We start from the raw sequence: 13,710 nt of genomic DNA, 5'->3' as shown, positions 1-13,710 counted from the left end.
AGACATCCGATGAGCAATCCGTTCGAGCAACAGCCATTCGAAGGTGCCGAGTTCGTAGACAACCCGGAACCTCGCTGCCCCTGCCTTTTGCTTCTTGATGTTTCCGGCTCGATGAGCGGCAAGCCGATCAATGAACTGAACGAAGGTCTGGTCCAGTTTAAGGACGAACTCTTTGCTGACGCATTGGCCGCCAAGCGCGTCGAGATCGGTCTGGTCACTTTCGGTCCCGTAACGATCGTCAACGACTTCCAGAGCGTACAGAACTGGTATGCGCCGAGTCTGTCATCGCAGGGCGACACGCCGATGGGTGCTGCTATCGAACAGGGCCTGCAGATGCTGCGCGAGCGCAAGGACCAGTATCGTCAAAACGGCATTTCCTACTACCGCCCCTGGGTGTTCCTCATCACCGATGGCGGCCCGACGGACGCCTGGAAAAATGCCGCAAGCCTCGTGAAGGCCGGCGAGCAGGAGAAAGCCTTCTCCTTCTTTGCAGTTGGTGTTGAAGGTGCGAACATGGAGACGCTGGCGCAGATCAGCGCGCGTGACCCGTTGGCACTCAAGGCGCTGCGCTTCCGCGACCTATTCTCATGGCTTTCCAGCTCGCTCAGTTCGGTCTCCCAGTCCAATCCCGGTGACGCGGTTCCCCTCTCGAACCCGGCCACTCCCGATGGATGGGCTTCCATTTCATGAATGGAGCATGGCGCTGGGCGGGTGCCCGAGCGATCGGCACCTCCCATTTGAAATCGGATACGCCGTGCCAGGACTACGCCTGCGCCAAGATGTTTCTTACACAAGACGGTCCGGTGATGGCCGCGGTCGTATCCGACGGCGCTGGAAGCGCGTCATTGGCGGAACTTGGATCACGGACTGTCTGCATCAGCTTCCTCAAGGCTTGCCGCGATTTTCTCAGCCGCTCTACCCTCGACAACCTCGACGAGGAGGTCGTCGAGGATTGGGTCGATGCGATCCGCGAAGCGATCAATCAAAAAGCTAAGGCGGCAGAGGCGCGACCGAGGGATTTCGCCGCGACCCTGGTTGCGCTGTTAGTGGCAGGAGAGCGATCCGTTGTCATTCACGTCGGTGACGGTGCGGCGGTGATCCGGCGTGAAGGTTGCGACGATTGGGAAGTGCCCTCCTGGCCCTACCAGGGAGAATACGCATCGACGACCTCTTTCGTAACGGACGACCCGCAACCACGGCTGGAGGTCATCTCGATCGAAGGCCGTGTCGCAGAGTTCGCGGTCTTCTCCGACGGCATTGAGCGAATGGTACTCGATCATGTTTCGAAGACCCCTCATGGTCCCTTTTTCGATCGGATGCTTGCTCCATTGAAGTCTTCGGTTGCCGAGACAGTCGACAAGGCTCTGTCGCTCGCGCTCAGAGACTATCTCGACAGCGCAAACGTCTGCGAGCGCACCGATGACGACAAGTCCCTCATCCTCGGGCTGCGCACGTGACCACAGTGATCTGTTCGGATGGCCGGCGGCTGACACTAGGGGCGACCCTCGGCAAGGGCGGTGAAGGCACGGTCCATCACGTCATCGAATCCGCCGATATCGCCGCCAAGATTTACAATCCCGGCAAGGCGAAGGACCGCCGCGACAAGGTCAACGCCATGGTGGCCGATCGGCTTCACACCCGCTCGGACTACGTTGCTTTCCCAATCGAAACCCTCAAGTCACCGTCCGGTGAGTTCCTGGGCTTCACGATGAACAAGGTCGCGGGCTTCAAGAGCGTCCATGATCTCTACGGCCCGGGCAGCCGGAAAACGGAGTTCCCCACTGCGGATTCCCAATTCCTGTTGAGGTCGGCGATCAATCTAGCGAACGCCGTCGCGAGCATCCACGCGACCGGATGCGTGATCGGTGACATCAACCACTCGGGAATTCTCGTTTCCAACAAAGCACTGGTGACGCTGATCGACAGCGATTCATTCCAATACCGATCGGGATCGAACACCTATCGCTCCTTGGTTGGGGTCGCCGAATACACTCCCCCCGAACTCCAGGGAGCGACCTTCGACAAGGTCGACCGGACTCCCAATCACGATAATTTCGGCCTCGCCGTCCTGATCTTTCAGCTGCTGTTTCTGGGTCGACATCCGTTTGCCGGCCGTTACCTTGGCAAGGGCGACTTGGACATCAAGACTGCCATAGGGGCCGGTCGCTTTGCCTACAGCGCTCGCAAAGCCGAAACGATGATGGAGCCGCCACCCTTCGTGCCGGGTCTTGGCGACTACGGCGAGGATGTGCGCAAAGCATTAGAGGCAGCGTTCACGCCTCCGGCGCGGCAGCCGGGAGGTCGCCCGACGGCCGCGTCCTGGTCAGCGATCCTGAAAGGCGTCGAAGCCACCTTGGCCGTTTGCACCGTCGACAAGTCCCATGCCTACAAGCGTGAACTTGGCTCCTGCCCGTGGTGCAAGCTGGAAAAAACGATGGGACGGTCGCTGTTCCCTGCCCACTTCTCGCCCGCCGCACCCGTAATGGATATCGGGCAGTTGCTGAACGCCATCAAGACAATGCCCGCTCCGCCCTCCCCCCCGAGTGCCGAATCGGTGATCGGGCCGCTACCCGGTCTGACCATGTCCCAGACCGGGAAGTCGGCAAGAAATGAACGGAACGCCACCGTCGCAGCGGGCGTGATCGCCGTAGGCGTCGGCCTTTACCTGATGGCACAAGTCAGCGGGTTCTGGGGCCTCGCTCTGGCGCTCGGCGCAATCGTGATCGCAGGTAGGTCGCTCGATCTCAAGACGAAGTTCGCTTCGGAACTTAAAGGGGCAAGGGCCGGCTGGGAGGAACAGCAGAAAAGCTGGGTTAAAAAGGCCGGGCCGGAGGCGTTTGAGGCCCGTCGAAGCCACTATATGGCGCTGGGAGCGACGCACTCCAGCCTGCCCGCAAAGGAACGAGAAAAGCTGGCTGCGCTTGAGCAAAAGAAGCGGCAGCTGCAGCTAGACAAGCACATGGACTTGCATCTCATCGACCGCGCGAAAATCCCGCGTGTCGGCCCGGGTCGGAAGGCAACGCTCGCTTCCTACGGCTTCGAAAGCGCGCTTGATGTGCGGCAACGATCCGTAACGGGTGTTCCGGGGTTTGGCCCCTCGTTGGCCAGCGATATCGAAGGCTGGGCAAGATCGGTGGAGCGCAAGTTCGTATTCAACGCATCGATCCCGACCGACCCTGCAGCTGTCCAAGCCGTCAAAAATGAGATTGCCAAGCAGCGTGCGGAAATCGAGCGTGATCTGCTCAAGGCGACCGCGGACCTGAAAAACCTTGTCGACACCGCGCAGGCACTGCGGGCCAAGCCGCCACAGCAGCTGATTGACGCGTACACCAGACTAAAGCAGGTTGAACTGGACATCGGATAGGATCGTCATGTCCGCATCGTACAAGGGATTTTGGATCATTGTAGGGATGACGGTCGGTGCAGTCGTCATCGCGAATTCGACCGCCAAGACTAAACGCTCTTCGACGCACTCGGGCTCGACCTACACGGACGCGACGAATTCGAAGCGTGTTTTTCCGTCGTCATCGCCGACACCATCAGAACCGACTTCGGCAGAAGCTTCGCCTCCACTTCAGTCTTCCACCCCGACTATCGCTTCTGTTCCGGCCACTCCGTCACCGACATCGACTGCTGAAAGTCCGTCGGACAGCAACAGCACGTCGGAAACTCGCTCCATCGATGCGGACTTTCAGGTGGCCTTCGATCGCGCGATGGAAGTCGCACTGGCAACACCCAAGGCTGCCTCGACTACGGAACCAATAGCTACCCCCTCGAGCGACGCATTCCCTCCGCCACTTGAGACCAGAGAGATTGTTGCGCAGCCTAAAATTTTCGATCAGTCGATCACAATGCAGGTGGGCGACGAAACCGATCAACCCGATATGAAAGATCGCGCGCTTACGACTACCGACCTAAATCTGCGCGAGGGTCCGGGGCCCGACTATTTGAAAGTCGAGACGATGGCCAAGGGGACCGAGTTGGTCGTGCTCGAGCGGTCGGGTAAATGGTGGCGCGTTAGGTCGATGGCCTCGAGCACCGAGGGGTGGATCAACGGAACGTTTGTGACAGCGAAGAACTGACAAGCTACAGGAGTTAGTCGCGCGTTAGGACCGACACGTTTCTTTTTAAGGCACTGACAGCAACTGAACTCTACGTGGCCTGCGCAATACTCCCGACGCACAGCAGCGCATGCCTCAGCCCGGTGAAGCCACACAGCGCATACTTGCAAACGATTTCTTTATGTTCGGTAATGAGCAACGACCGTTCGATTCGCGGTGCCAGATGAGGGCTATCGCCCACCAGATCGTGGACAACAAAAGGCAACCTCTCAATCGGTAGCGTTCCGACCGATCGTCACATAGAGAAATGGCGATGATAAAAATCACATTTTTGACAGCCGTCACCATCCTGCAGGCTGTGGCGGCTCATGCGATGACCGCCGATCAATGCTCGATCGTTCCGGACAATAACGCTCGTCTGCTTTGCTATGACGCGATTTTCAAAAACCAGGAACCGAGTAAACCTTCGGAACCTGTGAAGCCGTTGTCGAAATGGACCGCAGAAAACGCCACATCAAAGATGGACGACTCCCATACCGTCAATCTTTCCCTTTTTGCTGAGGGATCGTCGACCTCGATCAATATCCGCTGCGAGGAAAAGGTCACGTCCTTCTATTTCACGATGGGCGGCAAATTTCTGGCCGACATCCAAGGGTATGGCGTGATCAGGTACCGGTTCGATGCGGACAAGTCCCAAAAAAAGGACTTCACGGTTTCTACGGATAACGAAGCTCTCGGGCTCTGGTCAGGCGGCAGTGCAATCCCTTTCATCAAACAGATGATCGGTCACCAAAAACTGATAGTTCAAATCACTCCGTACAACGAATCCCAGGACACGGTTGAGTTCGACATCACGGGCATTGATGAGGCGATCAGCCCTCTTCGCATGCAATGCAAATGGTGAGCTGGTCTGCCGCCGAGGGTGCCGATGCTCCCTCGCGGACGTCCATGAGGTGCACCCAATTCAAATGGCCTTTTGCAGGTAATTATTGCCCGATGGGGATTTCGTATATCCGAGGATTGAGCGGGACGTCGCCGTCGTCGAACACCAGGCATCGGACGATATTGTTCGATGTCGAAAGAACCATCAACGTCTCTGGCTGTCGAGCGGGAGAACCAGCGGGATTAAGGTCTGCCAACTTTGATGGACCACCGTTCGGATTCCATTGATAGACCGCAGCCTTACCGCCTTGCCGATCTTGCGGACCAGACAAGATGAGCAGACGGTCTTCGTATGCGACGAGGTCGCGGATTGATTGACCCTCGCCAAGATCAACCGGGTGAAGCTCGATATCGCCTTGGGCTTCGTCAAAGGCGCGCCGCACCGAAGTCTCGCCGATGAGAGCCTGACTATCGGGCAATGGACCTCTGAACCCAACGAAGAGCTTGTCGTGCTGAACGGCGATACCTTCTATGTTCGTACCGCCGTGTTCAGGAGCCAATTGGTTTGGATCCTTTAAAACCTCCTTGTGATCGAGGAGATCCTCAAGCTTGCTGCTCACCTCCACTGCATCCGAGACTTCATCCTCCGTTCCCAAGTCACCATCTTTTAGCGCTTGAGCTCGAATGCGATACACAAAATATCGTGAATCCTGCTTCTTCCCTTCTTTGTTACGACCATGAGAGCCGACAAGATAGAAGAAGTCGTCGCTGAACGAGATTCCCTCGGCATCTGCCTCTTTGAACTTCTGACCGTCGCTCGCTTTTTTTGGTAGAAGATAGACGCGGTCCTTGAGGACAATCCTGTTGTCGTCCAACTCGAACGTCAGTGCATAGCGATATTCGTCGCCGACGAGCATGCATTTCTTTCCGTCGCCCGAGCACGCCGCACCACTGACTTTCGTTGGCTCGTCAAACGCGGTTGATGGAGAGGGCTGCGTAGTCAGTTGCTTTACCGGGTCAAGAACGACGTCAGAGGCAAACGACGTACCTCCAGCGTTTAATAGGAACGGCAGAACCGCGATGCGGTATAGTAACCTCGGCATTTCGCTCCTCGACAGTTGTGCACTGGAGCTGGGATGGCAATCCCCACCCTTCAGTTCTTTTGTATCTCACACCGCACCCAGCAACTTACGCGGCGCTTCGACATCCTAGCCGTCGGATGGATGAGCGATTTCGTTCATGATCTCATCAATGAAGACGGATTTGACGAAACTCTGGTTTTCGTAATGAGAACGGAGGATTTCCCGGTCAACCCGGCCCGCATTGGTATTCCCTCCCCCGGCGAGCCAGGCCTGCTCCCACAATGTGGCCAATAGCTTTACTCCCTCTGCCATAACCAACCCGGTTTTCAGCCCGATAGCCTCCCAGAGAGCCTTGCTGTGTGGAGGGGCACCTGGATGAAAGGTGTCTTCGTATGCGTCGATAATAACAGTCGGCGAAAGATCCGTTCTGACCTTCTCCATCAATCGCATAGTGGCTTCAGCCGCATGCTTTCCGGTGGCAATAGCTGGCCAATTTACTGTGGAACCAAGCATCTCACGGATCGCATCGAACAGAAATCCGCGGTTTATCGCCCAGGAGATCATGTCGGTCTCAAACGCGGAATGCACTCCTTCGCCCCGGTGAGCGGGTGGATGGTTTCCATCTCGGCCCTTGTGATCGCTAAGACGCGGGATATCGGGCTCTTTCGTCTTGTCGCCGTCGCTCAGATGCGAACCGTGCAATGGTTGCGATGCGTCGCCGACAAAATGGGCAAAGGTGCCCGCGGCTGCAAGGAACTTCGCTGGGTCCGTTGCGGCGAACGTTTTCATTCGTTCGAAGAACTGCCAGACACGAAATGGCAGGAGTCCCATTTCCAGGACGGACTTCTTACCGTTGTCTAGGAAATATTCCTTCACGTTTTCAGCCGTTAACAGCGAATTGTCGGCCCGCCAGGCCTCGATAAAGGTGTCATGCCCCCTCCAAGGCATGTCGGCATCAAAATGATGATTGGGATGCTCCGGCCCGGTTGAGCGCCCGCCAGCGCCCGCACGGTCGTCACGTCCTCCCTTCACTCCGATATCCTTGCCTTTCGCGGTCAAATGGGGCGAAGCGTACTTCTTCCACACAATGTCCGGAACGTCGGCAAGTTGCACGAATCCACTGGCGATCATCTCGGCTTGCGTCTGCTCGTCCGACAGGCGATCTAGCGGAATGCTAATGAGGTCGGCGTTTTCGAGAAGGAATGCCTTGAGGATCGGATCTTGGACCTGCCCTATGGCAAGCGAGCCGATCGAGTAGTGTCCCTCCGCGCCCCAAGTACCCGATACGCCTTCGTTGGCTTCGACCAGTAATTCCACATCAAGTAGCTTGCAGACATTGCTAAGGCTCGTCGCGACCGAAAAAGTGGAGCGAGTTCCAGAACCTGCGAAGACCTGCGCACCCCATTCGACGGCTATCGGGCGTAGATCCTGCTCCATGAGTGGCAACTGTTTATCGCCGTTCTTACCTGACATTTGGAGATGCCAAACCGCGCCTGAATCGCCATGATGAGCCATGCTTCCTTTGTGAGGGGCAATTAGAAAATCGGAGACAAAATCAAAACCGCCAACCGATTTATAGCGGTAGAACATCGCTTTGATTTTACCTTTGAGCAGTCCGGAGGCTCCGCCAACAGCCACTACGCCTTGATCGATTAATTTCCTGAGCGAAAGGTTCTGCTCGTAGATATCGAAGATCGGCTTGATCTTTGGCAGGAAGTAGATGTTCGACGTCCACAGCCGGGTATCGTCGAGACGCACCAAGCCGACGTCGACCCCAAGCCAAGTCTGCCGCATGGGCAGTGCGGGGTAGATCTCAGAAAACGGCTCGCGCGTAATCTGGCGATTTGAGCTCACACCGATCTTCACGTCAGTGGTTCGAAGACTCGCGTAGACGGGAGTTCCTGGCTCTCCGCAAGCGTGCCGGGCGGTAAGTGCGTAAGTTGTGCTTCCGTCAGACACCAGGCATCCTATCGTAGCGAAGTGGTCTTCGTTTTGCGTGGTGACCCGGAGTGGCAAGCCACCACCTAGACCCGAATTTGGCCAGCGGACCGCTTTCGTGGGCATATCGTTGGATTGGGGTACGGGAGGCGCGACAACGACGCAGATCGGGACGATCCGACCATCAGGAAGGTAGACTCTTTTTGGCAAAATAGCCGTTGCGGCAGGGCGATTTTCTTGGCCGAAGTCGCCAGGTTCGAGCCATTCCCTCACCAGCACTATGATGCAGGGCCAGGAATAGTCTCGCACTTCGGAATTCTCGAAGGTCCTCGGATATGTCTTCTTATTCTTGGGTGATGTGCCTTCACCTCGCTTTTTCGGCCAGTCTTCCTCGCCGCGGATCAGATAAAGTCCGATTGCGGTTCCCACGACATTAGCCTTGCTCATCAGGTGGAAATGAAAGAGGTCCCGCGCCTCGATCAGGTCTTTCACGGACAGGGATGCGAAATCAAGGTCGTTGTCTTCATGGTTCGTCATGGGAAGTCTCCGACGGCTGAGGCAAACGGCGCAGCTATTTCAATTGCTTGATCCTGACCCAGTCGAGATCCATCACGTCGGTCGACGGAATGTAGTCCCGGTAATGGCCAATCTTGAATTTGGTCTTCTGTTTCGACTTCCCCGGGGGAGCATCATAGCCCACATGTCCGGTGGCCCTGACAATGAAGCGCCCGTCCTGATAAACCTCGATGACCGAGTCGTTGCCGGGACCTGCCTGGACGCGATACGCCATCTCCGTCCACTTGCCGGCCGGCGACGTAAGGACGGGATTCCTCCCGTACTCCAAGATCAAGCTCGAGTTACACAGCTCTGCTTTACCGGGGACGCTATCGGTCCGTTGGCAGTATTGTGCCTTTCCATCGTTCCACGGGTAGTTGAGCTTCGAGCGCGATGCAGACGCGATGAGGCATCTGCACGACCGGTCCTGCACCGTCACGTTCAAGATGCCATCGTCGTAGCGTTGAGCGAGGAAAGGGCTGGCGTCCTCGCCCTTTTCCGTAATCGCAGGTTCGGCCTTCCATTGAGCCATCACCCACCTGATGGAATCCGTCGTATTCTCGAGTTTGCCAGGCATTCTGAACCTGAGCGAATACAGTTGAGGCTTCCTTGAATCCTGAGCGAAGGATTCGTCTGCGCGCAATTCCTGACGCTGGATGCACAAGCCCTCTTGGATTCCCTTCACCTTCTTCACGACGTCCGGTGTGCAATAGGGATCCGGCTTGGGAGGCTGAGGTGACCACTTCAAACCCGTCGGAGAAACAAGCATCGGGCCAAGTGTCGCTTCAGAACCCACTTCGGGGCCGAGTGAAAAAAGTGTCACGCCGCAGGCCGGTTTGCAGCGATGGCCGCCGAGATTTCCCGGGTCAACGCTAATGTGCGCAAGTCGGTTCGACTTATTTTCGGGGTCCTCTGAGAAGGTCACGGGTAATCTATCATTGTCAATCTGGCATGGGCACCACAGGCTCTTATCAAGCGAATTGCTGAAATCATCGCTGAAGTCAGCTCCCCTTGCCCCGGAATATGCGAGAAGTAAAACGCAGAAAATTATAAATCGTCGAAGCTCCATCGCACCCTCCATTAACAGCGGACAAGCAACAACGTTCGGCCACGCTGAAAGCGCCCGTTATAATTTCGATCCGCGAATATTAATTCGCATATCAGAATATTTATGCTTGCTTCGCAAAGAACCCTCGGGAATTATATTATCAAATGGCTAACGTTTGGCAACAACTTTTAGTGTCATGCTGCTGTTATGCGCGCGTCTGGGCATCGCGCTTTAAACGTCGGGGCGACCTAAACTGAATTAAAGACCAGACGCCATTCGGGTTGTCTGGGCGGTCGCCAGAACGCGGCCTTGAGAATTTGCTTGCGAAGACTGAGAATAATTCCAACCCCACCGATCCGGACGAGACAAGGCTCATCTTCGACGGCGTGACCGGGATCCTCCGTCCAAGTCCGTCGTCGGTCGGGTGTTCGAAGACTAGGCTCTTCCTCGGCGAGGTCATCCATGCGCGGGCAATTTGGTGCGGGCGGCCGGATACCCCCGAGGGCGCGCTGCCAACACAAGGACCGCTCAGTTGAAAAAGGCCCTTTCGTCGAAAAATTGGGGCTGCGCGGCCGCCCCTAGCATTCTAGGACCTAAGTCCCTATAGCGAACAAACTCGTCTTTCCGCTGTTTCCTCCGCATCACGAAGGAGGACTGCCATGCCCTTTGAACCGGAAAACCTCGCCCACGACCAGCTTGCGAGCGTGCAGGCCGCGGTGTCCGCGGAACCAGAACTGGAAAGCTCGTCCATCTCGGTGAGCATGGTGGGCAGAAGCGTCCTGCTCCAGGGCTTTGCCGTCGGCTATGGTGATCGGGAGAAAGCGACGGCGATCGCCGCTTTGATCGCGGCCCGGAGAATGTGCACGACAGGATGCAGGACCGCGAATAGCTAGCTCGTTCAGGAGGAATCTTTCCTATCCGTTTCAGATTTCGTCGGATTTCAGGTTGTCGGAATCAACGGACTCGCGGGACGTTCCCCCACTCCGTCTATCCTCGCCACTCCGCACCGATCCGTCCTTTCGGGTTCAAGATCAGCGGATAGGGCCGCTTCGACTTGGTAACGACAAACTGCGGCTGTGGCTGGATCGCGGACCAGCGGCCCCTTTAGCTCCTCTCAATCACTTCGGTCAGGAAGGATGCGATCGCGGTCTTCGCTCGCCTCGCTGAAGTCGGTGAATACACGAGTCGCGGATTGGGATCGGTGCCGGCCTCCGGATTATCGAATGCATGGTGCGTCTGGGTATAGAGTTCGAAGCGCACATCATTGCCGGCACGATCCATTTCTGCGATGATCTCGGCGATCGTTTCCATCGACGATACTTGATCCTGAGTGCCCTGTAGGATCAAAACTGGTGGGCTGACACGAGTGTCCATCCCCTCCGCGGCGGTCTTCAGCAGGGCCGAGCACAGGACGATTCCGGCGACATCCGCGCCACAGCGCCCATAGTCCAACGCCACCATTCCGCCGGCACTGTAGCCCAAGCACAGTATGGGTGTGCCAGCAGGAACCTCTTGCCGCAACCGCTCCACACATGCGGCAAGTGCAGCTACTCCTTGATCCCGGTGATCAATCAGGTTTTTCACCATCGGTGCAACCTGATCCGGACTGTCGGGGCTGAAGCCGTCTCCATACAAGTCCGCGATCACCGCTGCGCAGCCCAATGTAACGAGATGCGCCGCGTGATCGCGAGCCAGAGGACTCTGCCCGCGCCAGTCCGGCAGCAGTGCGATAGCGGCCTTCGGTTCCAGAGTTGCAGATTTCAGAAGCAGACCCTTATAATGCTTGCCGCTGGCCTCGTAGTCGAAATCAAACTCGGTCATGCTGCTCATAGGCTGCTTCCTTCACAACAACAGGCAAGTGTTAGATGGTGCCGGCTCGTAGCAGATCAATTCGTAATGGGGTCGCGGCCAATCCTACGCCTTGGGTACCAAGAGTCAGATTTTCACCACTAGCGCATCACGCTATCGAAGGCGGCGTTGCCAAGGCACTGTAGTTCGAGCCGACGATCAACGCCACCTTATCGGCGTGGCTGGCTGGAACTCGCAATCCAGCTGCCGTTATTTTAGTGACGACCGATTTCGGCCTCGACCTTCTTTCGGGAGTTACCGGCGCTCTTGACGGCCTTCTCGACGGTCTGCTTGGAGACGCCTTCCTTTTTTGCTTCGTAGTTCACCTCGTGATCCTGACCGCCAGCGACGCGAGCGCGATCCTGTGCCCGACCTCGGGATGTCTGTGTCTTTGCCATAGGGTTTCTCCTGGTTAGTGAGTCGGAGGAGAAGCTCGCCACGATTTCAGTGGTTCCTCGGAAAAAGCGCGGGGCTTTCGTGCTGCGTCTTGAAGACGTCTAACCGGTGCTGCCTCGCAACCGACCCAACTCCTTCGCGACCAGCGACATTGGCAACTCGAAAAAATCGAAAAGGCCGTACAAGGGTGTAAGTAAGGGGTGAACCACTTCCGGCAACGTCGCATCGATGGCGGACGTCTCGATATTCGTTTCCAAGCGTATGCTATCCTGGCGAGCCACTCTGTTCTCCGAAAGATAGCGGGTTCCATCTATGCTCGACAACGCCCGGCCGGCCAACCCCTCGAACTGTGCAACGAACCTCACAGTGGTTGGGCCGTCAAACAGATTGTCCGACAAGCGTTTTGCGTGAAGTAGCGCCTCGCCTATCCTCCAGATAGGCAACACCAAGTCGAAAACCGTACCTGGAGCGATAGCCTGTCTATGCGGCCGTTGCGCATCCTCGCCGTCTTCCTGATAGCCGCGGATCAAGAACGCTAGGCCGTTTGGATCGATGCGCCAAAAATCGGAATAAGCCGGGTCCCGCAGTTCGTCGGGAGTTTGCGTGTCAGCGCCTAGCCAGCATTCGACGGTGCCCTCGTATGGATACGGAGCGATCTCAGCTCTGGAGGGATACCAAAATGGCGGCCAACCTGTATGCCGCACTACGCTCGAGCTCAATAGGTGGCGAAGTTGCGCTCCGCTGATAGCCTTACGGTCCCCTGTAATTTGATACGCAACCAGGAAACGACCATGGCGCATGCGCGGACCATCGTCCTCCCCAAGGTGACGAGTGAGAGCCGTCCATCGTTCTCGGCTTTTCGTGATCCACTGGTCTAACTCGTCGGTCGCAACAGACGCGGCCTGCGGAACCGCACCAGTTATCAAATCTCTGATCTGACTAAACATTTCGTCGCGCCTGTTGCGCAGGCAGCGAGCAAGGAGTTCATCCCAGTCTTGAGCGCTCTGAGGCATTTCGCTTCTGGGGCCTGCTTTTCGAATATAGATCGCATTATTAGTTACGGTGTTGCCGTTTGGACCCCCACGTTTTGCGCGAACCGGGACTCGATGCCCGCCCGGGACCACTACGATTGGAAATAGCGCACCTGCGGGATTTCTCACAAGGTGAACGTTGCAGTGAAACGGCGGGTCGCAGTAATTCTGGACTATGCCATTGATAAGGTCCTGGTGGTATCCATCGAGCGTCTGAGGTCGGTTGTCGGATTCAACATAGCCTTGGTCTGTTCCGGTCAGCCCGAGGGCGACAAACCCACCACCATGGTTAGCCAAGGCAATCACTGATTTCGCCAGGATTGCTTTGTCATCGTTGGAATCGGCGAGATTCAACCAGTTCTTGATCTCGAATTCCAAGTCTTCCTGCGGGTCTACAAGCAGGTCCGCCAGACGTTCGCGTGACACTTCAACCATTCAATCCTCCGCCTGACGGTGCCTCGGTATCCACACGACCCTCGCTATCCGCTTCGCGATCGACAAATGGCCGCCTCGATGAAACCGACAAGCTCGTCGCCATCAAAGGGCTTCTGCAGAAGCGCCACCGCTCCCGCGGCCCTGGCGCTCGACTGCATCCGTTCGTCGCAAAAGGCGGAAATCAAGATCACCGGAACTCCCAACTGGCTGCGGTAGCGCTCTTGCACCATCCAACACAATTCTACGCCGGTGATCTCCCGCATCTGAACGTCAGCGATGATACATGCGCTTTCTTGGATAGCGTCAGCTTCGAGGAAGTCTTCCGCGCAGGCAAAACACACGGCACGGTAGCCAAGACTGCGTATGAGACCGTCCAGAGACGTCCGCATTCCGGCGTCGTCGTCTATGATACTGACGAGCGGCGATGCCACTTC

At 56.8% G+C, this 13,710-nt stretch carries 13 protein-coding genes; 6 read left to right on the top strand and 7 right to left on the bottom strand.

The features are described from left to right. Positions 1-9: 9 nt before the first annotated feature. From HJB89_RS11115 to HJB89_RS11095, 5 genes are all read left to right on the top strand, one after another. Complete coding sequence (locus HJB89_RS11115; protein WP_221149850.1) at positions 10-690, top strand: VWA domain-containing protein; 681 nt, start codon at positions 10-12, stop codon at positions 688-690. Continuing rightward, entirely contained in the window at positions 672-1,457 is a 786-nt protein-coding gene (locus HJB89_RS11110) for a PP2C family serine/threonine-protein phosphatase (RefSeq protein WP_259672031.1), read from the top strand. Before HJB89_RS11115 ends, HJB89_RS11110 begins: the two co-directional genes overlap by 19 nt. Further along, a complete protein-coding gene (locus HJB89_RS11105) occupies positions 1,454-3,364 on the top strand; it encodes a helix-hairpin-helix domain-containing protein (protein WP_221149847.1) in 1,911 nt (636 codons plus the stop codon). The genes HJB89_RS11110 and HJB89_RS11105 overlap by 4 nt, the downstream gene beginning before the upstream one ends. A 7-nt stretch (positions 3,365-3,371) precedes the next feature. Then, positions 3,372-4,082, top strand: coding sequence for an SH3 domain-containing protein (locus tag HJB89_RS11100; protein WP_221149846.1), 711 nt, complete (start codon positions 3,372-3,374; stop codon positions 4,080-4,082). 292 nt (positions 4,083-4,374) lie between these two features. After that, positions 4,375-4,965, top strand: a complete 591-nt coding sequence (locus HJB89_RS11095; protein ID WP_221149845.1) for a type VI secretion system-associated protein TagO — start codon at positions 4,375-4,377, stop codon at positions 4,963-4,965. A gap of 82 nt (positions 4,966-5,047) precedes the next feature. On the opposite strand, the gene HJB89_RS11090 is transcribed toward HJB89_RS11095, so the two are convergent. The 3 genes from HJB89_RS11090 to HJB89_RS11080 all read right to left on the bottom strand — a co-directional run bounded on the left by HJB89_RS11090 (position 5,048) and on the right by HJB89_RS11080 (position 9,443). Next, positions 5,048-5,860, bottom strand: coding sequence for a DUF3616 domain-containing protein (locus HJB89_RS11090; protein ID WP_221149844.1), 813 nt, complete (start codon positions 5,858-5,860; stop codon positions 5,048-5,050). 291 nt (positions 5,861-6,151) lie between these two features. Next, positions 6,152-8,500, bottom strand: coding sequence for a hypothetical protein (locus tag HJB89_RS11085; protein WP_221149843.1), 2,349 nt, complete (start codon positions 8,498-8,500; stop codon positions 6,152-6,154). A 34-nt stretch (positions 8,501-8,534) separates the two neighbouring features. Next, positions 8,535-9,443, bottom strand: a complete 909-nt coding sequence (locus tag HJB89_RS11080) for a heparin lyase I family protein (RefSeq protein ID WP_221149842.1) — start codon at positions 9,441-9,443, stop codon at positions 8,535-8,537. 782 nt (positions 9,444-10,225) lie between these two features. Between HJB89_RS11080 and HJB89_RS11075 the strand changes: the two genes are divergently transcribed. Then, positions 10,226-10,459: a BON domain-containing protein gene (locus HJB89_RS11075; protein WP_259672030.1), complete on the top strand. Its 234-nt coding sequence runs from the start codon at positions 10,226-10,228 to the stop codon at positions 10,457-10,459. A 211-nt stretch (positions 10,460-10,670) separates the two neighbouring features. Here HJB89_RS11075 and HJB89_RS11070 read toward each other — a convergent pair whose 3' ends face one another. The 4 genes from HJB89_RS11070 to HJB89_RS11055 form a co-directional block, all read right to left on the bottom strand. Then, a complete protein-coding gene (locus HJB89_RS11070; protein ID WP_221149841.1) occupies positions 10,671-11,396 on the bottom strand; it encodes a dienelactone hydrolase family protein in 726 nt (241 codons plus the stop codon). Positions 11,397-11,629: 233 nt separating this feature from the next. Then, positions 11,630-11,812 (bottom strand): DUF3606 domain-containing protein, encoded by a 183-nt coding sequence (locus HJB89_RS11065; protein ID WP_221149840.1) that lies wholly within the window; start codon positions 11,810-11,812, stop codon positions 11,630-11,632. A gap of 99 nt (positions 11,813-11,911) precedes the next feature. Continuing rightward, positions 11,912-13,276, bottom strand: coding sequence for a helix-turn-helix domain-containing protein (locus HJB89_RS11060; protein ID WP_221149838.1), 1,365 nt, complete (start codon positions 13,274-13,276; stop codon positions 11,912-11,914). 44 nt (positions 13,277-13,320) lie between these two features. Next, the gene (locus tag HJB89_RS11055) at positions 13,321-13,707 is read right to left on the bottom strand and encodes a response regulator transcription factor (RefSeq protein ID WP_221149836.1); all 387 of its coding nucleotides are present in this window, start codon (positions 13,705-13,707) and stop codon (positions 13,321-13,323) included. Positions 13,708-13,710: the final 3 nt, after the last annotated feature.

Origin of the sequence: Rhizobium sp. NZLR8 (assembly GCF_019685025.1) — a bacterium.
Classification (GTDB): domain Bacteria; phylum Pseudomonadota; class Alphaproteobacteria; order Rhizobiales; family Rhizobiaceae; genus Rhizobium.
This window is presented reverse-complemented; position numbering and strand designations above follow the sequence as displayed.